Consider the following 22191-nt stretch of genomic DNA (forward strand, 5'->3'; position numbering starts at 1 on the left):
GGTCGGGGGTTGGGAAGGTTGGGAGGGAGAACGCGAGGGGCCGGCCCTGCCGGCCTCGCTCGTCTCAGCCGCGCTCGATCACGCTCGGCACGTCCGAGCCGAGCATCACGCTGCCCACCGGCTGCCCGCCGCCGGTGACGCCCAGCCGCAGCTTGGGCAGGATGGCCTCCGCCTTCGCGGGGTCCACCGCCCCCGCGGCGACGAGCAGCTGCAGGCCCGGGAGCATGGCGGCGCGGCCGGATCCGTCGAGGCACTTGAGCACGGCCGCGGTGCCGTCCTCGGCCACGAGCACCTGCACGCCCTCGGCCCCCGATTTCGCGAGCACGCCGAGCTCCTCGATCACCACGGTGTCGGGGCGGCCGTGGCCCGCGATCGTCCAGGGATGCCGGAGGGCGGCGGACCAGATCTTGGCCGCGTTGCGGAAGATGCCGAAGGGGGAGGAGGCCTGGGAGGTCGCGAATCGCGACATGGCCCTGGCCATGCCGGCGAGGGAGACCGCGTAGACGGGCGCGCCGCAGCCGTCCACGCCCGTGACGCTCACCTGCTCTCCCGCGAACCGGGCCAGCGACTCCCGCACGAGCTTCTGCACCGGATGCTCGGGCTGCAGGTACGTGTCGGTCGGCCAGCCGGCGGCGGCGCACGCGGCGAGGAAGGCCGCATGCTTGCCGGAGCACTCCATGTAGACCTGCGCGCTCGGCTCGCCCGTGCGCACGAGCGAATCGCGCGACGCCCGGTCGTTCGGCCAGGTCGCCGGGCAGCGGAGGGCCCGCTCGTCGAGCCCGGCGCGACCGAGGATGTCGCGGACCAGCGCGACGTGCAGCGGCGTCCCGGCATGCGAGGCGCACGCGATGGCGAGATGCTCTCCCTCGAGCTGCGCCCCGCCCTCGAGCGAGGCCAGCGCCTGGACGAACTTCAGCGTCGACCTCGGGAAGACCGGGGTGCGCACGTCGCCGAGCGAGCACAGCAGCGCGCCCTCGCCGTCGACCACGGCGGCGGAGCCGAGATGCCGCGATTCGATGAAGCCGTTCCGCGTCACCACGGCCAGCTCCACCGCATCCTTGCCCAAGAACGTGCCTGCCACCAACTACCTCCACGCCGATCGGATAACCCCCACATGCTACGCGCTCCCGCGGATCGCGGCGACGGATCGGGACTATGCTCGTGCGAGACCAGGGGAGGCACCATGACGGCAGAGCGGCGGCGCGTGCTCGTGCTCGGCGCGACCGGATCGATCGGGATGCAGACCCTCGACATCCTGCGCCGGAACCCGGATCGCTTCGAGCCCGTGGGGCTCGGCGCGGGCAGCGACCGCGAGGAGCTCGAAGCGCTCGCCGAGGAGTTCGGGCTGCCCGCGGGCGCCCTCGCGCTGGGCGCCGAGGACGCCGAGCGCCTGGTCCGCGACACCGAGGCGGACGTCGTGGTCAACGGCATCACCGGCTCGGCCGGGCTCGGCGGCACGCTCGCGGCGCTCGAGACCGGCCGCGTCCTCGCCCTCGCGAACAAGGAGTCGCTCATCGTCGGCGCCCCGCTCGTGCGCCGCCTGGCCGCGCCCGGGCAGATCGTCCCGGTCGACTCGGAGCACTCGGCCATCGCGCAGTGCCTCGCCGCGGGCCGCCGGGAGGAGGTCTCGAGGCTCGTGCTCACCGCCTCGGGCGGCCCCTTCCGAGGGCGCCGCCGCGCGGATCTCGAGCGCGTCGCCCCGGCGGAGGCCCTCGCGCACCCCACGTGGGACATGGGCCGCGTCGTGACCACGAACTCCGCCACGCTCGTGAACAAGGGGCTCGAGGTCATCGAGGCCCACGTGCTGTTCGACATGCCCTTCGACCGCATCGACGTGGTCGTGCACCCCCAGTCGATCGTGCACTCGATGGTCGAGTACGTCGACGGCTCCACCATCGCGCAGGTCTCGCCGCCGGACATGCGGCTGCCGATCGCGCTCGCCCTCGACTGGCCCGGTCGCGTGCCGGGGGCGGTGCCGCCGCTGGACTGGACGCGGGCGCAGACCTGGACGTTCGAGCCGCTCGACGAGGAGGCGTTCCCCGCCGTGTCGATCGCGAAGGCGGCCGGCGAGGCGGGCGGTGCCCACCCGGCGGTGCTCAACGCCGCCAACGAGGTCGCGGTCGCCGCCTTCCACGACGGCGCCCTGCCCTTCCCCGGCATCGTCGACACGGTGCGCGGCGTGCTCGAGGCCTGGCGCCCCGAGCCGGACGAACCCACCAGGGAGGCGCTGCTCGCGGCGGACGCGTGGGCACGTTCAGCCGCGCGGCGGATGATCCGCGCGTAGGCTATTCCCCCGTGACCGGTGCACTGCTCTTCATCCTCGGGATTCTCGCCGCCCTGATCGGGCTCGCGATCTCCATCGCGCTCCACGAGCTGGGACACCTCTCCTTCGCGAAGCTCTTCGGCGTGCGCGTCCCCCAGTACATGGTCGGCTTCGGGCCGACGATCTGGTCGCGGCGCCGCAAGGGCGGCGAGACGGAGTACGGCGTCAAGGCCATCCCGCTCGGCGGCTACATCTCGATGATCGGCATGTATCCGCCCAAGGCGGGGCAGAAGGCGACCGCGCAGGGTACCGGGTTCGTCTCGCAGATGATCGAGGAGGGGCGCGAGGCGAGCGCCGAGAGCATCCCCGACGGCGAGGAGCACCGCGCCTTCTACCGCAAGCCGGTCTGGCAGCGGCTGCTCATCATGCTCGGCGGGCCGCTCATGAACTTCGTGATCGCGGGGATCTGCTTCGCAGTGGTCGCCGTCGGGTTCGGCACGTACCAGCCGACCACGAGCGTCGATCAGGTCTACGAATGCGTCGTGGTCGGCGGCGGCTCGAACGAGTCCACCGAGGACTGCTCGGCGCCCGCCCCCGGGTTCGAGGCGGGGCTGCTCCCCGGCGACCGGGTCGTCGCGATGGACGGCGAGCCGGTCGAGGAATGGGCGCAGCTGCAGAACCGGATCCGCACGAGCGCCGACGAGCCCATCCGGCTCACCGTGGAGCGGGAGGGCGAGACGCTCGATCTCACGATCACGCCCATCCCCAACGAGATCTACGTCGTCGATCCGGAGACGGGGGAGGTCGCGGAGGACGAGCACGGCGAGCCGGTCACCGAGACCGTGGGCTACGTCGGGTTCACCGCGGCCCAGCAGCGCGTGCCGCAGGACCTCGCGTTCGTGGGCGAGATGTACGGGCAGACCGTCAAGGGCATCACCGACATCGTGATCACCATGCCCCAGCGCGTCGTGCAGATGTTCCAGGCGGGATTCCTCGGCGCCGAGCGCGACCCGAACGGGCCCATGAGCGTGGTCGGCGTCGGCCGCATCACGGGCGAGATCGCCGCCCAGGAGCAGATCCCGATCGCGGACCGGGTGGCGACCATCATCCAGATCGTGGGCACCGTGAACATCGCCCTCGGCGTGTTCAACCTCATCCCGCTGCCCCCGCTGGACGGCGGCCACGTGGTCTCGGCGCTGTGGGACGGCCTGCGCCGCTGGTTCGCGAAGCTGCGCGGCAGGCCCGATCCCGGCCCCTTCGACGTGGCCAAGCTGATCCCCGTCACGATGGTCATGGCGATCGTGTGGATGGCGATCGGCGCGCTGTTCATCTTCACCGACATCGTCAACCCCATCTCGCTCTTCTGAGCGGCTGGGAGCGCCGCCTCCCCGGTTCCGCGCGCACGTAGACTGGCAGCGTGTCTGACGTGAATCTCGGAATGCCCAGGATGCCCGAACTCGTGACCCCGCGGCGGAAGACCCGCAAGGTCCGGGTCGGGTCGGTCTTCGTGGGCGGCGATGCGCCGGTCACGGTGCAGTCGATGACGACGACCCCCACGCACGACATCAACGCGACGCTGCAGCAGATCGCGGAGCTCACCGCCGCGGGCTGCGATCTCGTCCGGGTCGCCGTGCCGCGGCGCGAGGATGCGGAGGCGCTGAAGATCATCGCGATGAAGAGCCAGATCCCCGTCATCGCGGACATCCACTTCCAGCCGAACTACGTGTTCCAGGCCATCGAGGCGGGCTGCGCCGGCGTGCGGGTCAACCCCGGCAACATCCGCAAGTTCGACGACAAGGTGGGCGAGATCGCGAAGGCGGCGAAGGACGCCGGAGTCGCGCTGCGCATCGGCGTGAACGCGGGCTCGCTCGAGCCCTCGCTGCTCGAGAAGCACGGCCGCCCCACCGCCGAGGCCCTCGTCGAATCGGCGGTCTGGGAGGCCGGGCTCTTCGAGGAGCACGACTTCCACGACTTCGGCATCTCGGTGAAGCACAACGACCCGGTCGTGATGATCAAGGCCTACCGGATGCTCTCCGAGCGCGGCGACTGGCCGCTCCACCTCGGCGTCACCGAGGCCGGCCCCGCGTTCCAGGGCACGATCAAGTCCGCGGTGGCGTTCGGCTCGCTGCTGGCCGACGGCATCGGCGACACCATCCGCGTCTCCCTCTCGGCCCCGCCAGTCGAGGAGGTCAAGGTGGGCATGCAGATCCTGCAGTCGCTCGGCCTCCGCGAGAAGCGGCTCGAGATCGTCTCCTGCCCCTCCTGCGGGCGCGCGCAGGTGGACGTCTACACGCTCGCCGATTCGGTGCAGGAGGGGCTCAAGCACCTCACCGTCCCGATCCGGGTCGCGGTCATGGGCTGCGTGGTGAACGGGCCCGGCGAGGCTCGGGAGGCCGACCTCGGGGTCGCGAGCGGCAACGGCAAGGGGCAGATCTTCGTCAAGGGCGAGGTGATCCGTGTCGTACCGGAGGATGAGATCGTCGAGACGCTGATCGCCGAGGCGGAGCGGATCGCCGCGGAAATGCCCGCGGGCGAGGCCGGCCCGCCCGTGGTGATCGCTTAGCGCGGGGGTCGCCGGACGGCCTACCATGGCCCTCATGACTTCATCGCGCGCTCGCATCAGCCCCGGAGAACTCGCGGAGGCGAACCGGATCATCGGCGGCATCGCGGAGGCGTACAGCGCCAAGGTGGTCGGCCAGGCGCGGCTGCGCGAGACGCTGCTCGTCGCGCTGATCGCCGGCGGGCACGTGCTGCTCGAGTCCGTGCCGGGGCTCGCGAAGACCACGGCGGCGGAGGCGCTCGCGCACGCGATCGGCGGCACCTTCAAGCGCATCCAGTGCACGCCCGACCTGCTGCCCACCGACATCATCGGCACCCAGATCTACGACGCGCCGCGCAACGAGTTCGTGACGAAGCTCGGGCCGGTGCACGCGAACTTCGTGCTCCTCGACGAGATCAACCGCTCGAGCGCCAAGACGCAGTCCGCCATGCTCGAGGCGATGCAGGAGCAGCAGACCACGATCGGCGGCGAGCGGCACGCGCTGCCGAAGCCCTTCCTGGTCATGGCCACCCAGAACCCCATCGAGCAGGAGGGCACGTACGTGCTCGCCGAGGCGCAGCTCGACCGGTTCATGCTCAAGGACGTGCTCGACTATCCGAGCCCGGCGGAGGAGGCCGAGATCCTGCGCCGCATCGATTCGGGCGTGTTCGAGTCCGAGGACGCGCCGATCGCGTCCGTCGAGGACGTCAGGGCGCTGCAGGCGCTCTCGCGGCGGGTCTACGTGGACCCCGCCGTCACCGAGTACGTGGTCTCCCTCACGTACGTGACCCGGCACGTCGACCAGTACCTCGCGCCCGAGCTCGCGCGACTCGTCGAGGTCGGCGCCTCGCCGCGCGCCGCGATCAACCTCGTCGCCGGCGCGCGGGCCGCCGCGCTGCTGCAGGGGCGCGATCACGTGATCCCCGAGGACATCCGCTCGCTCGGCCACCGGGTGCTGCGGCACCGCACGCTCCTGAGCTACGAGGCCGAGGCGACCGGGGTGACGCCGGAGGCCGTCGTCGACGCGATCTTCGCCTCGGTGCGGACCCCCTGACGTGTCGGGCACCCTGCTCCAGCGCGTCAAGTCGAGGCTGTTCCTCCGGTCTCGGCGCCGCGCCGCGCACCTGCTCGACGGGCACTACGCCTCCATCCACCGCGGCAGCAGCCTCGACTTCGACGACCTGCGCGAGTACGCGCCGGGCGACGCGATCGCGGACATCGACTGGAAGGCCACCGCGCGGGCGGGATCCACGCTCGTGCGCCGCTGGCAGGACGAGCGCCGCCACCGGGTGTGCTTCATCGTCGACTCCGGGAGGAACATGGCGGCCCACTCGCGCGGGGGCGACCCCAAGCGCGACATCGCGGTCTCGGTGACCGGCACGCTCGGCTACCTCGCGATCCGGCACGGCGACGAGGTCGGCCTCCTCGCGGGCGATTCGGTCCGGATCACGACGCGCCCCTTCCGCACCGGCGAGGCGGCGCTCGAGCGCATGCTGCGGGACATCCACGACGGCGCGACGCTCGAGGCGCCGGTCTCGGACACCCGCGCGCTGCTCGAGCGCGCCCGGCGCACGCTGCGGCATCGCGCCCTCGTGGTCGTCGTCACCGACGAGATCGAGCTCGACGAGGAGCTCGAGACCAGCGTGCTCGCGCTCTGCGCGCAGCACGAGCTGTTCTGGGTGGAGATCGCCGACACCGACCCCACCGAGGCGAACCGGCGGGACGCGCGGATCTACGACGTGGCGGGGGACTGGGAGCTCCCCGCGGCCCTGCGCGAGCACGCGGGGCTGCGCCGGCAGTTCGCCGAGCAGTACCGCGAACGGCGGGAGCGGCTGCGCGCGGTGCTCGAGCACCGGGGCGCGACGGTGGCGCGCATCGAGCGCGGGGATGACGCCGTGCCCGTGCTCCTGCGGGCGCTGAAGGCGAGGCAGCATGCGCGTCGATGAGCTGCTGCCGGGGCTGCCGCCCGCGGCCCCCGACGAGACCCCGCCGGGGGAGATCATGCCGCTCGTCGGCTACAGCCCCTTCTGGCTCGTGCTCGGCATCACGGTGCTCGCCGTCATCGTGGCGGGCTACCTCGTCCTGGTCCTGCTCACCCGCCCGCGGGAGCGGGTCGTCGAGGCCGAACGGCCCTCCGATCCGCCGGTCGACCTCGTGCGGCTGCGCGACGAGTCGTTCGCGAGGATCGCGGAGATCGAGCGCGAGCTGCACGCGGGCGTCGTGGACCCCAGGTCGGCGAACGAGGCGCTGAGCTCGCTCGTGCGCCGGTACGTGGCCGAGGCGACGGGCATCCCCGCCGATCGCATGACGCTGCGCGATCTGCGCGAGTCGCCCCTGCGCGGCACCACCGCGGCGGTCGAGCAGTTCTACCCGAGCGTGTTCGGCGCGGAGCCCGCGCACGACCTGCCGCGCAGCATCCAACTCGCTCGGGAGGTGATCGCCGGATGGCGCTAGCGTACTGGTGGCTGCCCTTCGCCGTCGCGGTCGCGGTGGTCGTGATCGGCGTGCTGGTGTTCGTCCGCTCGCCCGGACGGCGCGGCCGGGGGAGGCCGATCGCCAACTCCGACCGGCTGACGCGGCTGCCCGGCTACCTGCGGGCCCTGGACCGGGCGAATCTCGGCGCGATCCTCGCGAGCGTCGTGCTGGTCGCGCTCATCGGCGTCACCACGATGGCGGGCGCGCGTTGGGTCTACACGAAGGTCGAGACCCCCGAGAAGTACAACCGCGACATCGTGCTCTGCCTCGACGTATCGGGCTCGATGGTCGACTTCGACGCGGAGGTGCTCGACCGGTATCTGGAGATGCTCCCCGGGTTCGAGGGCGAGCGGATGTCCCTCGTGCTCTGGAACTCCTCGGCCGTGCCCGTGTTCCCGCTCACGGACGACTACCGGTTCGTGGCGGAGCAGCTCACGCAGGTGCGCGACGCGATGCGGGACGGCTACGACAGCGAGTACTTCAACACCGGCACGCTGAACAAGCCCGGCGCCTCGCTGGTCGGCGACGGGCTCGCCTCCTGCGTCATGCAGTTCGAGGGGGCCTCGCCGTCGGAGGGCGGCGAGCCGGTCGACGACGGCCGCTCGCGCTCCGTGATCCTCGCGACCGACAACGTCGTGAACGGGACGCAGACCATCTCCCTGCCGCAGGCCGCCGACTTCGCCACGCTCCACGGCGTGAGCCTGTACGCGCTCGACGCGAACAGCCTCGACGACGCCTATGCGGCCGAGTACCGATCCGTGGTCGAGGAGCAGGAGGGCACCTACTACGCGCTCGACGACGAGGAGGCCGTGGACGCGATCGTGGACGAGATCACGAGCGATCAGACGAACAAGATTGAGGGCGCGCCGCAGCTGCTCGTCATCGACCGGCCCGACACCTGGCTGTGGTGGATGCTCGCGCTCGTGCCCGCCTACCTGATCCTGGCGAGGAGGCTGCGGCTATGACCTTCGATCCGATCATGCCGGCCCCGCTGCTGCTGCTCGCGGCCGCGGCGCTGCTCGCCTGGGCGGGCTACTGCGCGTTCCGGGCGGACCGCCGCGCGCGGCTCCGGTGGCTCGGCCGCATCGCGATGGTCGCGGCGCTCGTCGTCGCGCTGGCGCGCCCCGGCATCGGCCAGGTCAGCGCCGAGGTGGCCGACGAGTCGGTCGACGTGCTCTTCGTCGTGGACACCTCGGCCTCCATCGCGGCGCAGGACTGGGACGGCGAGGCGAGCCGCCTCGACGGCGTCGTCGAGGACATCGGCGAGCTCGCCGCGCAGCACGCGGGGGCGAGGTACTCGGTGGTGACCTTCGGGTCGTACGCGGTGCAGCGCCTGCCGTTCACGACCGACGCCACGGCGCTCGGCAACGCGCTCGACCGGCTGCAGCCGGAATCCGTGCAGAACGCCCAGGGCAGCTCGATCGGCGCGGCCGCGCCGCTCGTCGAGGAGGTGCTCGACGGGGCGAGGCGGGACTACCCCGATCGCGTCCGGGTGGTGTACTACCTCGGGGACGGCGAGCAGACCGCCGCGGGCGAGATCGAGTCCTTCGCCGACTCCGCCGAGCTCATCCAGGGCGGCGCGGTGCTCGGCTACGGCACCGAGGCCGGCGGCAGGATGCCCGAGTACGGCGAGTTCGGGCCGACGGGCTCCTTCGTCAAGGACCGGAACTACGAGGACGCCGTCTCGCGCATCGACGAGGGCAATCTCGAGGCCGTCGCCGAGGAGCTCGACGTGCCGTACGCGCCGCGCAGCGCCGACGCGCCGGTCGAGGCCGCGGAGGTCGACGCCTCCCGCGGCCAGTCGCTCGACTCCTCCTCCACGCAGCTGACCACCTTCCCGCTCTACTGGGTGTTCGCCCTCGTCGTCCTCGGCTGGCTGCTGCTCGAGGGCTGGTTCCTCGGGCGCGCGGCCAACGAGCTGCGCTCGGCACGGGAGATGATCGAATGACCGCGGATTCCCGCCGACGCCGGCTGCGCCGGCGCATCGCCCTGATCGGCCTGCCCTTCGCCCTGGCGGGCGGGCTGTTCGGGGGCACGCTGATCGTGCAGCACTTCATCGCGCTCAGCGCCATCGCGCAATACGACGCGGGGGAGTACGAGGAGTCCCTGAACACCTCCGGGCAGCTCGCCCTCGTGAACATCGTGGAGCGGTGGAAGCCGCACTACGACATGGGCACCAGCTACCTGCAGGTGGACGCGCTCGGGGAGGCGAAGGAGCAGTTCGCCATCGCGATGGGGCTCGCGCGCCCCGCCGAGCAGTGCCCGATCCGGGCGAACTTCGCGATCGCGATCGAGCGCGAGGGCGACGACCTCGTGGCCGCGGGCGAGATCGAGGCCGGGATGGAGCGGTACCGCGAGGCGCTCGAGCTGCTCGAGGGCCGCGATCCGGCCTGCGCCGAGAGCAGCTCCAACCGCTCCATCGAGGACAGCATCGAGCGGATCCTCGAGAAGCTGCAGCAGGAGGAGCAGGAGCCTCCCGAGGGCGGCGAGGACGGTGACGAGTCCGATGGCGGCGAGGGCGGCGAGGATCCGCAGAACCAGCCGGATCCGGACGCGCTCGACGAGCTCGAGGGCGGGCTCGACGAGAACCGCGACGAGCGCGAGGACGGCCTGGAGGACGACGAGCACGGCGGCGGGGGCGGATCGGGCGTCGACCAGCCCTGGTAGCCCGCCGCGCGGAGCGCCCGGGCGCCCGATGCTCGGCCGCCCGTGCGCGCGGGTACGATAGCGAGCGTGATTGAACGTCTTAGCACCCTGTTCGTCCGCACGCTGCGCGAAGACCCCGCGGACGCGGAGGTCGCCAGCCATCGCCTGCTCGTGCGGGCGGGGTACATCCGCCGCCAGGCCCCGGGCATCTACGCGTGGCTGCCGCTCGGGATGCGGGTGAAGCGCAAGGTCGAGGACATCGTCCGCGAGGAGATGGCGCGGGCGGGCGCGCAGGAGGTGCACTTCCCGGCGCTGCTCTCGGCCGACATCTACGCGGCCTCCGGTCGCCTCGACGACTTCGGGGACGAGATGTTCCGGCTCGCGGACCGCAAGGACGCGCCGATGGTGCTCGCCCCCACGCACGAGGAGGCCTTCGCCCTCGCGGTCAAGGACCTCTACTCCTCGTACAAGGAGCTCCCGGTCACGATCTACCAGATCCAGGACAAGTACCGCGACGAGGCGCGCCCCCGGGCCGGGCTGCTGCGCGGGCGCGAGTTCACGATGAAGGACGCCTACTCCTTCGACGTCGACGACGCCGGCCTCGACGAGAGCTATGCGAAGCAGCGCGCCGCGTACGAGCGCATCTTCGCGCGCCTCGGGCTCGACTACGTCATCGTCGACGCCCACGCCGGGGCCATGGGCGGGTCGAAGTCGGAGGAGTTCCTGCACCCGACCCCCGTCGGCGAGGACACCTTCGTGCGCTCGCCCGGCGGCTACGCGGCGAACGTCGAGGCCTTCGTCTCGACGCAGGCGCCCGCGCGCGACTTCTCGCAGGACGGCGAGGTCGCCGAGTTCGTGACGCCCGGATCGACGACGATCGACACGCTCGTGGACGCGGCCAACGCCGAGGTGCCGCGGGAGGAGCCGTGGACGGCCGCGGAGATGCTCAAGCACGTCGTGCTCGCGGTGGTGGACCACGAGGGCCGGCGCGAGATCGTGGTCGTCGGCCTCGAGGGCGACCGCGCGGCCGATCTGGGTCGCATCGAGGCCGCGTTCTCGCCCCGCGAGGTCGAGACCGCCACGGCCGAGGACCTCGAGCGCTACCCGTTCCTCAACCCCGGCTACATCGGGCCGTGGCTCGACGGCGAGCAGGTGCTCGGCGCCGACCGCGAATGGGGCATCCCGTACTACCTCGACGCCCGCATCGGCGAGGGGTCGAGCTGGGTGACCGGGGCCAACAAGCCCGACACCCACCTGCACGACCTCGTGATCGGCCGCGACGTCGTGCCGGACGCGCGCATCGAGGCCGCCGAGGTGCGGGCGGGCGACCCGGCGCCGGACGGCTCGGGGCCCATCACGACGGAGCGGGGCACCGAGATCGGGCACGTGTTCCAGCTCGGCAGGAAGTACGCCGAGGCGCTGGACCTGCGCGTGCTCGACCGGAACGGCAAGCTCGTGGTCGTGACGATGGGCTCCTACGGCATCGGCGTGACGCGCGATCTGGCGCTCATCGCGGAGCAGGGGCATGACGAGCGCGGCCTGATCTGGCCCGAGGCGGTCGCGCCGTACGACGTGCACGTGATCGCCACGGGCCGGGGCCCCGAGCCCCTCGAGGTCGCGGAGCGGCTCGCGGCCGAGGCCGAGGCGGCGGGGCTCGAGGTGCTGCTGGACGACCGGCCCAAGGAATCGCCCGGCGTGAAGTTCGGCGACGCCGAGCTCATCGGCGTGCCGTGGATCCTCATCGCCGGCAAGACGGCGGCCGAGGGGGTCGTCGAGCTGTGGAACCGGCGCACGGACGAGCGCACCAGGATCGAGATCGACCAGGCCGTTCCCACGCTGCGCTCGCTGCGTGGGGTATCCTCGTAGGCTGCGGCCGCGAGCCTCCGCTCGCACCGGCCGGACACAGCACAGTTGAATAGGGAGTGCCGATGAACATCGACCTGGCAGTACTGCGTTTGCTCGAGCGAGAGCGCGAGATCCCGTTCGAGGAGCTCGTCTCGATCATCGAGCAGGCGATCATGTCCGCGTACCAGAAGCACGCGACCGCCGAGGCCGGGCAGACCCCTCCGCCCGAGGGGTCGAGGGTGCACCTCGACCGCCGCACCGGCGAGATCAACATCTTCGTGCCCGAGCTCGACGAGGAGGGCGAGGTCGTCGGCGAGGCGATCGAGCACCCGGAGGACTTCGGGCGCATCGCCGCGGCGGCGGCCAAGCAGGTCATCAACCAGCGGCTGCGCGACCTCGGCGACGACAAGGTGTTCGGCGAGTTCCGCGGTCGCGAGGGCGACATCATGGCCGGCGTCATCCAGCAGGGGCCGAACCCGCGCATGATCCACGTGGACCTGGGCACGATCGAGGCCATCCTGCCCCCCGAGGAGCAGGTGCCGGGCGAGGACTACTCGCACGGGCGTCGGCTCCGCGTGTTCGTGACGAAGGTCGAGCGCGGCACCCGGGGCCCGCAGATCACCGTGTCCCGCACCCACCCCGGCCTCGTGCGCAAGCTGTTCGCGCACGAGGTGCCCGAGATCGCCGACGGCATCGTCGAGATCGTGTCGCTCGCCCGCGAGGCGGGGCACCGCTCGAAGGTGGCCGTGCGCGCGAACGAGGAGGGGATCAACGCCAAGGGCGCGTGCATCGGCGAGCTCGGGGCGCGAGTGCGCGCCGTGACGAACGAGCTCGGCGGCGAGAAGATCGACGTCGTCGACTACTCGCCGGACCTGGCGAGGTTCGTCGCCGCGGCGCTCAGTCCGGCCAAGGTATCCAGCGCGTTCGTGCTCGACGAGAAGTCCAAGGCCGTGCGCGCCCTGGTGCCCGATTTCCAGCTCTCGCTGGCCATCGGCAAGGAGGGGCAGAACGCGCGACTCGCCGCGAAGCTGACCGGCGCGCGAATCGACATTCAGCCCGATAGCATTCTCGAGGACTCGGACGAGGCCGCGGGGGAGTAGTATGGAGCCCGTGCGAACGTGCATCAGCTGCCGCTCGCGCGCTCCACGCTCGGAACTGACGCGCGTCGTCGCGGCCGGGGGACGACTCAGGTTGGACCCGCGGGCCGTCGCTCCGGGGCGAGGAGCCTGGCTGCATCCCACCGAGGAGTGCGTGCGAATCGCACTCGAGAGGAAGGCCTTCCGAAGGGCCCTCCGCGTTCGGGATGCGGACGACACCGACGTACGGGAGTACGCGGAGATACTGGCCGGGGCAGCCGCCCCGGCAGCTACAGCAAAGGTTGTTGATCGGACTATGGACCAATCATGAGTGGCTCGCGATGAGGCACAACCGAAGTTGAACGGTCTGCTCCCCACCGGGGCAGACCCTGGTGAGGAGAAAAGTGGCAAAACCACGCGTACATGAGATCGCCGCCGAGATGGGCGTCGAATCGAAGGTCGTACTGACGACCCTGCAGGAAATGGGCGAGTTCGTGAAGACGGCATCGTCGAGCGTCGAACCGCCGGTGGCCCGTCGCCTCCGCGACGAGCTCAAGCGCCGCGCCGAGTCCGGCGCGGACGCCCCGAAGGCGGCGCCCGCGGAGTCCGCGAAGGACGCCCCCGCGGCCAAGCCCGCCCCGAAGCCCAAGTCGGCCGCACCCGCGGCCCCGAAGCCCGGAGCCTCCGCGCCCAGGCCCGGCCAGAAGGCCGCGCCGAAGCCCGGTGCGAAGTCCTCCGGCCCCAAGCCCGGGCAGAAGTCGGGCCCCAAGCCGGAGCAGCGCCAGCGCTCGGGCGTCGCCCCGACGCCGAATCCGGCCGCGCCGCCGACCCGCTCCGCGGTCGCGCCGACCCCGGTGCAGCCGCAGCAGGAGTCCGGCAAGCCGGCCTCCGGCGGCCAGGGCGCGCCGAGGCAGGGCGCGCCGAAGCCCGGTCAGAAGCCCGCGCCCAAGCCCGCCGAGCAGGCGGAGCAGAGCGGCGCCAAGCCGGACGGCCAGGCGGCTCCGAAGCCCGGCGGCGCTCCCAAGCCGAGCCCCAACAACATCCCGCGTCCGCGAGGTCCGCGCCCGGGCAACAACCCGTTCGCGTCCTCGCAGGGCATGGGGCGCCCCCGTCCCGGCGGCAAGGGCGCCGGCCAGCGCGCCGGCGGTCCGCGGCCCGGGCCCCGTCCCGGCGGCGGCGCGCCCGCAGCGGGCGGCGGAACCGGCCGTCCCGGCGCTCCGCGCCCCGGTCAGCCCCGCGTGCTCCCCGGCGAGCGCCCGCAGGGTCCCGGCCGCGGCCGCTCCGGCGGTCCCGGCGGCGGTGGCGGCGGTCGTTCGGGCGGTCCCGGGGGCGGCGGCTTCAGCGGCCCCCGTCCCGGCCGCGGCGGTCGCGGCGGCGGGCGTCGCGGCGGTACCGCGGGCGCCTTCGGCCGCGGCGGCGGCAAGTCCAAGGCGCGGAAGTCGAAGCGGACGAAGCGGGCAGAGTTCGAGATGCGGGAGGCGCCGTCGATCGGCGGCGTCAAGGTCCCGCGCGGCAACGGCGACACGCTCATCCGGCTTCGCCGCGGCGCATCCATCTCGGACTTCGCCGACAAGATCGACGCATCGCCCGGCGACCTCGTGACCGTGCTGTTCCACCTCGGCGAGATGGCGACGGCGACGGAGTCGCTCGACGAGGCGACGTTCCAGGTGCTCGGCGAGGAGCTGGGCTACCGGATCGAGATCGTCTCGCCCGAGGACGAGGACCGCGAGCTGCTCGAGGCCTTCGACATCGATCTCGAGTCGGAGGAGGAGGGCGAGTCGGACGACATGCTCGAGGCGCGTCCCCCGGTCGTCACCGTCATGGGCCACGTGGACCACGGCAAGACCTCGCTGCTCGACGCGATCCGCCAGTCGGAGGTCGGCGCGGGCGAGGCCGGCGGCATCACGCAGCACATCGGCGCCTACCAGGTGTGGGGCGAGCACGACGGCGTCCGTCGCGCGATCACCTTCATCGACACCCCGGGTCACGAGGCGTTCACCGCCATGCGAGCCCGCGGTGCGAACGTCACCGACGTCGCGATCATCGTAGTCGCGGCCGACGACGGCATCATGCCGCAGACGATCGAGGCGCTGAACCACGCGCAGGCCGCGGGCGTGCCCGTGGTGGTCGCGGTCAACAAGATGGACGCGCCGGGCGCGAACCCGGACAAGGTGCGCGCTCAGCTGAGCGAGTACAACGTGATCCCCGAGGAGTACGGCGGCGACACGATCTTCACGAACGTGTCGGCGAAGACCGGCGAGGGCGTCCGCGACCTGATCGACTCGATCCTGCTGACGGCCGACGCCGCGCTGGACCTGCGCGCGAACCCCGACAAGGACGCCCGCGGCACGGCCATCGAGGCCAAGCTCGACCGCGGTCGCGGCTCGGTCGCGACCGTGCTCATCCAGTCGGGCACGCTGCACGTCGGCGACTCGATCGTCGCAGGCACGGCCTACGGCCGAGTGCGCGCGATGTTCGACGAGAACGGCGAGGCGGTCGAGGCGGCGGGTCCGTCGCGTCCCGTGCAGGTGCAGGGCCTCAGCTCGGTGCCGCGCGCCGGCGACTCGTTCATCGTGACCGAGGACGACCGCACGGCTCGGCAGATCGCCGAGAAGCGGGAGGCCGCGGAGCGCAACGCGCAGCTCGCCAAGGCCCGCAAGCGCATGTCGCTCGAGGACTTCACCCGCGCGCTCGAAGAGGGCAAGGTGCAGTCGCTCAACCTCATCCTCAAGGGCGACGTCTCGGGTGCCGTCGAGGCGCTCGAGGACTCGCTCCTCAAGATCGAGGTCGACGACTCGGTGCAGCTGCGCGTCATCCACCGCGCGGTGGGTGCGATCAGCGAGTCGGACGTCAACCTGGCGACCATCGACAACGCGGTGATCATCGGCTTCAACGTGCGTCCGGACCAGAAGGCCCGGCAGCAGGCGGCGGCCGAGGGCGTGGACATCCGGTTCTACTCGGTCATCTACGACGCGATCGGGGACATCGAGAACTCGCTCAAGGGCATGCTCGAGCCCGAGTACGAAGAGGTCCAGTCCGGTGTGGCGGAGATCCGCGAGATCTTCCGCTCCTCGAAGTTCGGCAACATCGCCGGCTGCCTCGTGCAGTCGGGCACGATCACCCGCAACGCGAAGGCCCGCATCGTCCGCGAGGGCGTCGTGGTGGCGGATGGCCTCGCCATCGAGTCGCTGCGCCGCTTCAAGGACGACGTGACCGAGGTGCGCGACGGCTACGAGTGCGGTATCGGTCTCGGCAAGTTCGGCGACATCCGGATCGGCGACGAGATCGAGACCACCGAGATGGTGGAGAAGCCCCGTGACTGATAACGCGCGCGCGGTGCGTCTCGCCGACCGCATCAAGGTGCTCGTGGCGAAGATCCTCGAGCGGGGGATCCGCGATCCCCGGCTCGGGTTCGTCACCATCACCGACGTGCGGGTGACCGGCGACCTGCAGCACGCCACCGTGTTCTACACCGTGTACGGGACCGACGAGGAGCGCCGCGGCACCGAGGCGGCGCTCCGGTCGGCCACCGGTCGGATCCGCTCCGAGGTGGGCAAGAACCTCAGCATCCGTCTCGTGCCCTCGCTCGAGTTCGTGCTCGATGCGCTGCCCGAGAACGCGGCGCACATCGAGGACCTCCTCGAGAAGGCGCGCGAGCAGGACGCCGAGGTGGCCCGCAACCGCGACGGCAAGGCCTTCGCGGGCGAGGAGAACCCCTACAAGGCCGAGGAGGACGAGGACTAGCTCCTCGCCCGGATGCCGATGAGACGGTTGCCGAGGAACTCTCCTCGGCAACCGCCTCGTCTTCGTTCACCCGACGTGCTCGGGGTGCTCGTCCCAGGGCAGGAGGCGGACGCCGTGCTCGACGACGGCGCGGCCGTCCCAGCACAGCACCGTCCCGGAGCACGTCACGACGCCGAGCTCGGCCCCGTCCACGCGGATGCTGTGGCCCTGTGTTGGGGTTCCGTTGATCACGACCGAGGTCGCGGTGCGCCCGGCGGCGGCGCAGCGCTCCGTGATCTCCCATATGGCGCCTCGCTGCTCCTCGGGATCGCCGCCGAGATCGAGCGCGCCGTGATAGTCGGCCAGCCGCTGCCCCGCGAATGCATTCAGGATGCTCTCGGCAGCGGCGTCTGTAAGGCCCTCCTCTTCCGCTACGACCGGGAACGCCGTGAGCAGCGAGTGCGAGTGCTCCCGGACGTCGCCGACCGCGTAGTGCACCTCGACGGCCGTCGTGACGTCCCCGCTCCGCTGCCATGAGAAGCCTCGCGGGGAGAGGCCCGCCGCTGCCGACAGCCCAATCGCATCGAGCGCCTGCAGCCATCGCAGGCCCTCGGGTGACGGGGGAAATCCGTACATGGTCGATCAGCCTCCGATCTCGGGTATCGCGCGGATTGGCATGATGCATCCCTATCATCGCGACCTGGAGGGCGGAGGACGCACGTGCGCGGGGCACCCTCAGGAGGGCAGCGACATCCTGCCGTCGCGGAGCGAGGCGAGCCCCTCCTCCGTCAGGGCGCGGATCAGTCCGCGCACCCGCTGCGAATCGGGCTCGGGCTGATGCCGCTCGAGCTCGCGCACGAGGCGGTCGAGCTCGACCCCCTCGGGCTCCGCGCGCAGCAGCGCCATGATGCGCCCGCGGAGCTGCCGGTCCGAGCCCTCGAACTTCGCCTGCCGCCGCGGCGCGGCGGCGGACTCCGGATAGTCCGCGGCGCGCCAGGCGCAGAGATCCTTGACCGGGCACACGCCGCAGTCGGGGCGTCGCGACCGGCAGACCACCGCGCCCAGCTCCATCGAGCCGGCGTTCCACAGCGAGGCGCGGGCGGGATCCTCGGGGAGGAGCGGCAGCATCTCCGCGTCGTCGCGTCGCGCGTTCGCGGGCCAGGCCAGCGCCTCGCCGTGCACGGCGCGCGCGAGCACCCTGCGGATGTTCGTGTCCACGACGGGCTCGCGCAGCCCGTAGGCGAAGGAGGCGACCGCCGCGGAGGTGTAGGCGCCGATGCCGGGCAGCGCGAGGAGCGCCTCGCGCGAGCGGGGCACGACGCCGTCGTGGCGCTCGACGATCGCCGCCGCGCAGCGGTGGAGGTTGAGCGCGCGCCGCGGATAGCCGAGGCGGTCCCAGCGGGAGAGCACCTCGGACACGGGGGAGTCGGCCATCGCCCGCGGGGTGGGCCAGCGCTCCATGAACTCGAGCCACTTCGGCTCGACCCGCGCCATCTGCGTCTGCTGCGACATGATCTCGCTGACGAGAACGCCCCACGCGGAGCAGTCCGGCTCGCGCCACGGGAACGGCCTCATGCTGCGCTCGAACCAGGCGATCGTGCGCTCCACGATCTCGGCCCGGCGCGCCTCCTCGCTCATCCGAGCCCTCGTCCGCTCGCCGTCGGCATGCGATCGCGCACCGCGCGCGGGGGCAGGAAGGCCCCGGTGCGCTCGACCCGGCGCACGAGCCCGACCATGTGCTCCTGCACCGGCGCGCGCAGGCCGGCCTGCCGCGCGGCTCGCACCACCGCGCCGTCGAGGTGCTCGATCTCGGTCGGCTCGCCGCGCCGGATCGACTGCAGCGTGGACGCCGGATTGGGCCTCGTGCCGAAGGCCCGCGCGAGCCGGCCCCTCACGACGTCGAGCGCCCGGCCCCGCCGGATGAGGACGACATGCGCGGGCTCGAGCACCCCGACCCCGGCGAAGCGGACGCGCAGGGCGTCGCCCACCGTGACCGCGTCCTCGAGGGCGCGCGCGAGGAGGGGGCCGAGCAGGGGATGCCGGCACACCTGCTGCACGCTGAGGCCGGTAACGGCGGGCAGCGCGTTCACGTGGTTCACGAGCAGCTTGCTCCACAGCGCGCCGCGCAGGTCGCCCGTCGCACGGGCGGGCACGGCATCGCCGAGCACGGCGGCGATGCGCTCCGACTCGACGCGGCGGCCGGGATCCACCGGGCCGACGCGCGCCGGGCCGTAGGCGGTGAGGCGGACCCGGCCCGGGGCCGTGCGGGTGGCGGGGAAGAGCACGATCCCGCCGTGGAGGCCGGCGCCGTCCGGCCGCCGGAGCACCTCCGCGGCAGTCTCGGGCGCGTCGAGCCCGTTCTGCAGCAGCAGCACCGGGCGTTCGCCGATGCCGGCGGCGTGCTCGTGGAGCGCGGCTCGAACCGAATAGCTGCGAACGCCGAGCAGCACCAGCTCGGCCTCGGGCGGCACGGAGGAGAGGACGGGCAGCCGCGCCTCGACGGCGCCGTCCGGCAGATCGACCCGCAGCCCGTCCGCGGCGATGCGCTCGGCGGTCTCGCCCCGCACGACGGCGGAGACCTCGTGCCCGGCCCGGTGCAGCAGCCCCGCGAGCACGCCGCCGACCGCGCCGACGCCGATGACCGCGATCCGCACGTCCACCACCTCCCAGATCAGCCGCTTCCGACCCCGCGAGCGTAGCAGCGCGCGGGCGGACGGATGCGCCGCCGACCGCCGGACCCCGCGACCCGAGGGGGCTCGGCGATCCCGATAGACTGATCTGACTATGTCTTCGCGTCCGCGTGGCCCGCACGGGCTCCTCCCTCTCAGCAAGCCCGGCGGCATCACGAGCCACGATCTCGTGGCCCGGACCCGCAAGGTCTTCGGCACCCGCAAGGTGGGGCACGCCGGGACCCTCGATCCCATGGCCACGGGGCTCATGCTCCTGGGCGTCGGCGACGCGACGCGGCTGCTCGCGTACTTCGTGGGGGAGGACAAGACCTACGAGGCCACCGTCAGATTCGGCCGGACCACGACCACCGAGGACGCCGACGGCGAGCCGACCTCGGCGGCGGCCCCGGAGGCGCTGGCGCGGATCGACGAGGCGGCCATCCGCTCGGCCGCGGAGCGCTTCGTCGGCGAGATCGAGCAGGTGCCGAGCGCGGTGAGCGCGATCAAGGTCGACGGCCGCCGCGCGCACGAGCGGGTGCGCGCGGGGGAGGAGGTCGTCCTCGAGGCCCGCCCGGTCACCATCCACGGGCTGACGGTGCACGGGGCCGAGGCGCTGCCGGCGGCCGACGGCCCGGTCGTGGACGCGCGCATCACGGTGCGGTGCTCGTCCGGCACCTACATCCGCGCGCTCGCCCGGGACATCGGCGAGGCGCTCGGCGTCGGGGCCCACCTCACCGCGCTGCACCGCACCCGGATCGGCGGATTCGGCATCGAGGACGCCGCGACGCTCCCCGAGCGCGCCGAGATCGAGGCGGGCGCGGCGGCCCCGGCGCTCATCGACCCCGCCGAGGCGATGCGCCGGCGGTTCCCCGCGATCCTCGCGACGCCGGACGAGGCGCGGGCGCTCCGGCACGGCCGCCGCATCCCCGCCGCGGAATTCGCGGATCGGCTCGAGGAGCCGCCGTCGGGGCCGATCGCGATGCTCGATCCGGATGGCTCGCTGATCGGACTCGTCGAGCTGCGCGACGGCGCGACGAAGACGCTCATGAACATGCCCGAGCGCGCCCCGGGGACGGATCCGCGATGATCGAGTGGTTCACCTGGCTGCAGTTCGGCGTCGGCATCCTCGCCGGGCTCATCGGCCTCATCGCGGCGGTCGCGGGGCGCAAGCCCAGCGACCTCACCGCGGGCGCGGCCGCGCTCGTCGGCGCGCTGCTGATCGTGCAGCTCGTGGTCGCGATCGTGGCGCCGATGCTCGGCAACCCCTGCCTCGGCGACGGCCTCGAGTTCTGGATGTACCTCGTCGTGGCGCTCATCATCCCGCCGGGAGCCATCCTGTGGTCGCTCATCGAGCGGACCCGCTGGTCGAACGCGGTGCTGGGCGTGGCCGGGCTGACCGTCGCGGTCATGGTCTTCCGCATGCAGCAGATCTGGCAGGACGCGTCGCCGCTGATCGGCTGAGGGCGCCGGCGGACGCCGGGGAAGAGCCGCCCGCGACCCGGGACGCCTCGGAAGGCCCGCGGCGCAAGCGGCGAACGGGCGTGGAATACTGAGAGGAACCATGACTGAAGCGAACGAAGACTCCGGCGCCGGGCATTCGCGCGGCGCCTCCCGCGTGCTCGTCGCGGTCTACGTGGTGCTGTTCCTCGCGGCCACGGGGCGGAGCGTGTACCAGATCATCCGGGACTTCGACGCGGCGCCGCTCGCCTACTCGCTGAGCGCGGCCGCGGCGGTCGTCTACCTCGTCGCCGGCTGCGCGCTCGCCCTCGCCGCGCGCTCCGAGCCCTGGCGCGCGCTCGCGTGGTCCGCGGTCGTCTTCGAGCTGCTCGGCGTGCTGCTCGTCGGGGTGCTCTCCGGAACGCATCCGGAGCTGTTCCCCTCCGATACGGTGTGGAGCGGCTTCGGACGCGGCTACCTGTACATTCCTCTGGTGCTGCCGCTGTTCGGCATCTCCTATCTCGAATCGATGCGCCGCGCGCGTGGGAGGGCGAAGATCGCATGACGCTGGTGACCACTCCGGAACACTTTCCCGAGGATCACGGACCGACCGCCGTCACGATCGGCAAGTTCGACGGGCTGCACTTCGGCCACCGTCAGCTCGTCTCCCGGCTGCGCCTCGAGGCGCAGCGGCACGGCCTGACGCCCGTGGTCGTGACCTTCGACCGGCATCCCGCGGCGCTGTTCGACCCCGACCGGGCGCCGGCGCCGATCGTCTCGGTCGAGCAGAAGCTCGAGCTCATCGGCAGGCAGGGCGTCGACACGGTCCTGCTCGAGTTCACGCGGGAGCTGTCGAGGATGTCGCCGCTCGAGTTCGTGCGCGACCTGCTGGTCGGCAAGCTCCGCATGCGCCTCATCGTGATCGGCCGCGACTTCCGCTTCGGCCACAAGGGATCGGGCGACGTCGACTTCCTCCTGGAGCACCGGTCGACGTTCGGCTACGAGGTGGTGCTCGTCGATGACGAGCTGTCTCCCAACGGCCGCCGGGCGTCCTCCACCTGGGTGCGTGAGTGCCTCGAGACGGGCGACGTGGAGAACGCCACCGAGGTCCTGGGCCGGCATCACACCCTGCGCGGCACGGTCGTGCACGGCGCCAAGCGCGGTCGCGAGCTGGGATTCCCCACCGCGAACCTCTGCCCCGACACGCTCGAGGGCTTCATCCCCGCGGACGGCGTGTACGCGGGCTGGCTGCACGTGGGGGAGTCCGACTATCCCGCCGCCATCTCGGTCGGGAACAACCCGACCTTCGACGGGGTGCCGCAGAAGCAGGTCGAGGCCCACGTGATCGACCACGAGGGCCTGGACCTGTACGGCGAGCGCGTGCAGGTGGCCTTCGTCCGCCGCATTCGCGGCATGGAGCGCTTCGACTCCCTCGAGGCGCTCATCCGGACCATGCGGCGCGACGTGGAGGAGACGCGGAGCCTGCTCCAACAGCCCTCGCGCTGATCGCCGCGGGCG

22 protein-coding genes are annotated in these 22191 nt (G+C 72.2%); 18 read left to right on the plus strand and 4 right to left on the minus strand.

Going from position 1 to position 22191, the window contains the following annotated elements; all coding sequences use genetic code 11:
* Window positions 1–64: 64 nt before the first annotated feature.
* Complete coding sequence (locus FM112_RS00435; RefSeq protein ID WP_087002130.1) at window positions 65–1081, minus strand: asparaginase; 1017 nt, start codon at window positions 1079–1081, stop codon at window positions 65–67.
* Window positions 1082–1183: 102 nt separating this feature from the next.
* On the opposite strand from FM112_RS00435, the gene dxr reads away from it, so the two are divergent.
* From dxr to rbfA, 14 genes are all read left to right on the plus strand, one after another.
* Window positions 1184–2284 (plus strand): 1-deoxy-D-xylulose-5-phosphate reductoisomerase, encoded by a 1101-nt coding sequence (gene dxr, locus FM112_RS00440; protein WP_087002132.1) that lies wholly within the window; start codon window positions 1184–1186, stop codon window positions 2282–2284.
* A gap of 11 nt (window positions 2285–2295) precedes the next feature.
* A complete protein-coding gene (locus FM112_RS00445) occupies window positions 2296–3630 on the plus strand; it encodes an RIP metalloprotease (protein ID WP_087002134.1) in 1335 nt (444 codons plus the stop codon).
* A gap of 50 nt (window positions 3631–3680) precedes the next feature.
* Entirely contained in the window at window positions 3681–4826 is a 1146-nt protein-coding gene (gene ispG / locus FM112_RS00450) for a flavodoxin-dependent (E)-4-hydroxy-3-methylbut-2-enyl-diphosphate synthase (protein WP_176386604.1), read from the plus strand.
* Window positions 4827–4851: 25 nt separating this feature from the next.
* Window positions 4852–5856, plus strand: a complete 1005-nt coding sequence (locus FM112_RS00455; RefSeq protein ID WP_087002138.1) for a MoxR family ATPase — start codon at window positions 4852–4854, stop codon at window positions 5854–5856.
* Between the two features lies 1 nt (window position 5857).
* Window positions 5858–6748 carry a DUF58 domain-containing protein gene (locus FM112_RS00460; protein ID WP_087002140.1) on the plus strand — a complete coding sequence of 297 codons (891 nt, stop codon included), beginning with the start codon at window positions 5858–5860 and terminating at the stop codon, window positions 6746–6748.
* Window positions 6735–7256 (plus strand): hypothetical protein, encoded by a 522-nt coding sequence (locus FM112_RS00465; RefSeq protein ID WP_087002142.1) that lies wholly within the window; start codon window positions 6735–6737, stop codon window positions 7254–7256. The genes FM112_RS00460 and FM112_RS00465 overlap by 14 nt, the downstream gene beginning before the upstream one ends.
* Window positions 7247–8242 (plus strand): VWA domain-containing protein, encoded by a 996-nt coding sequence (locus FM112_RS00470; RefSeq protein WP_087002144.1) that lies wholly within the window; start codon window positions 7247–7249, stop codon window positions 8240–8242. The genes FM112_RS00465 and FM112_RS00470 overlap by 10 nt, the downstream gene beginning before the upstream one ends.
* On the plus strand, window positions 8239–9225 hold the full coding sequence (locus FM112_RS00475; protein WP_087002146.1) for a VWA domain-containing protein: 987 nt from the start codon (window positions 8239–8241) through the stop codon (window positions 9223–9225). The genes FM112_RS00470 and FM112_RS00475 overlap by 4 nt, the downstream gene beginning before the upstream one ends.
* The gene (locus FM112_RS00480) at window positions 9222–9944 is read left to right on the plus strand and encodes a hypothetical protein (protein ID WP_087002148.1); all 723 of its coding nucleotides are present in this window, start codon (window positions 9222–9224) and stop codon (window positions 9942–9944) included. Before FM112_RS00475 ends, FM112_RS00480 begins: the two co-directional genes overlap by 4 nt.
* Before the next feature lie 66 nt (window positions 9945–10010).
* Window positions 10011–11789 carry a proline--tRNA ligase gene (locus FM112_RS00485; RefSeq protein WP_087002150.1) on the plus strand — a complete coding sequence of 593 codons (1779 nt, stop codon included), beginning with the start codon at window positions 10011–10013 and terminating at the stop codon, window positions 11787–11789.
* Window positions 11790–11851: 62 nt separating this feature from the next.
* Window positions 11852–12868, plus strand: coding sequence for a transcription termination factor NusA (gene nusA, locus FM112_RS00490; protein WP_087002152.1), 1017 nt, complete (start codon window positions 11852–11854; stop codon window positions 12866–12868).
* A gap of 1 nt (window position 12869) precedes the next feature.
* Complete coding sequence (locus tag FM112_RS00495) at window positions 12870–13175, plus strand: YlxR family protein (RefSeq protein WP_087002154.1); 306 nt, start codon at window positions 12870–12872, stop codon at window positions 13173–13175.
* A 73-nt stretch (window positions 13176–13248) separates the two neighbouring features.
* A complete protein-coding gene (gene infB / locus FM112_RS00500) occupies window positions 13249–16167 on the plus strand; it encodes a translation initiation factor IF-2 (RefSeq protein WP_087002156.1) in 2919 nt (972 codons plus the stop codon).
* Complete coding sequence (gene rbfA / locus FM112_RS00505) at window positions 16160–16588, plus strand: 30S ribosome-binding factor RbfA (protein ID WP_087002158.1); 429 nt, start codon at window positions 16160–16162, stop codon at window positions 16586–16588. Before infB ends, rbfA begins: the two co-directional genes overlap by 8 nt.
* Window positions 16589–16654: 66 nt before the next feature.
* Here the strand turns inward: rbfA and FM112_RS00510 are convergent, their stop codons facing one another.
* From FM112_RS00510 to FM112_RS00520, 3 genes are all read right to left on the minus strand, one after another.
* Window positions 16655–17203: a hypothetical protein gene (locus FM112_RS00510; protein WP_087002160.1), complete on the minus strand. Its 549-nt coding sequence runs from the start codon at window positions 17201–17203 to the stop codon at window positions 16655–16657.
* A 99-nt stretch (window positions 17204–17302) separates the two neighbouring features.
* Complete coding sequence (locus FM112_RS00515; RefSeq protein WP_087002162.1) at window positions 17303–18205, minus strand: A/G-specific adenine glycosylase; 903 nt, start codon at window positions 18203–18205, stop codon at window positions 17303–17305.
* Window positions 18202–19221 (minus strand): ketopantoate reductase family protein, encoded by a 1020-nt coding sequence (locus tag FM112_RS00520; protein ID WP_176386605.1) that lies wholly within the window; start codon window positions 19219–19221, stop codon window positions 18202–18204. The genes FM112_RS00515 and FM112_RS00520 overlap by 4 nt, the downstream gene beginning before the upstream one ends.
* Window positions 19222–19351: 130 nt before the next feature.
* Between FM112_RS00520 and truB the strand changes: the two genes are divergently transcribed.
* The 4 genes from truB (at window position 19352) to FM112_RS00540 (ending at window position 22179) form a co-directional block, all read left to right on the plus strand.
* Window positions 19352–20323, plus strand: coding sequence for a tRNA pseudouridine(55) synthase TruB (gene truB / locus FM112_RS00525; RefSeq protein WP_087002164.1), 972 nt, complete (start codon window positions 19352–19354; stop codon window positions 20321–20323).
* The gene (locus FM112_RS00530) at window positions 20320–20697 is read left to right on the plus strand and encodes a hypothetical protein (RefSeq protein ID WP_087002166.1); all 378 of its coding nucleotides are present in this window, start codon (window positions 20320–20322) and stop codon (window positions 20695–20697) included. The genes truB and FM112_RS00530 overlap by 4 nt, the downstream gene beginning before the upstream one ends.
* Before the next feature lie 100 nt (window positions 20698–20797).
* Window positions 20798–21238, plus strand: coding sequence for a hypothetical protein (locus FM112_RS00535; RefSeq protein WP_087002168.1), 441 nt, complete (start codon window positions 20798–20800; stop codon window positions 21236–21238).
* Window positions 21235–22179: a bifunctional riboflavin kinase/FAD synthetase gene (locus FM112_RS00540; protein ID WP_087002170.1), complete on the plus strand. Its 945-nt coding sequence runs from the start codon at window positions 21235–21237 to the stop codon at window positions 22177–22179. Before FM112_RS00535 ends, FM112_RS00540 begins: the two co-directional genes overlap by 4 nt.
* The last annotated feature ends 12 nt before the right edge of the window (window positions 22180–22191 follow it).

The organism is Gulosibacter sp. 10, assembly GCF_900163695.1.
Lineage (GTDB): Bacteria > Actinomycetota > Actinomycetes > Actinomycetales > Microbacteriaceae > Gulosibacter.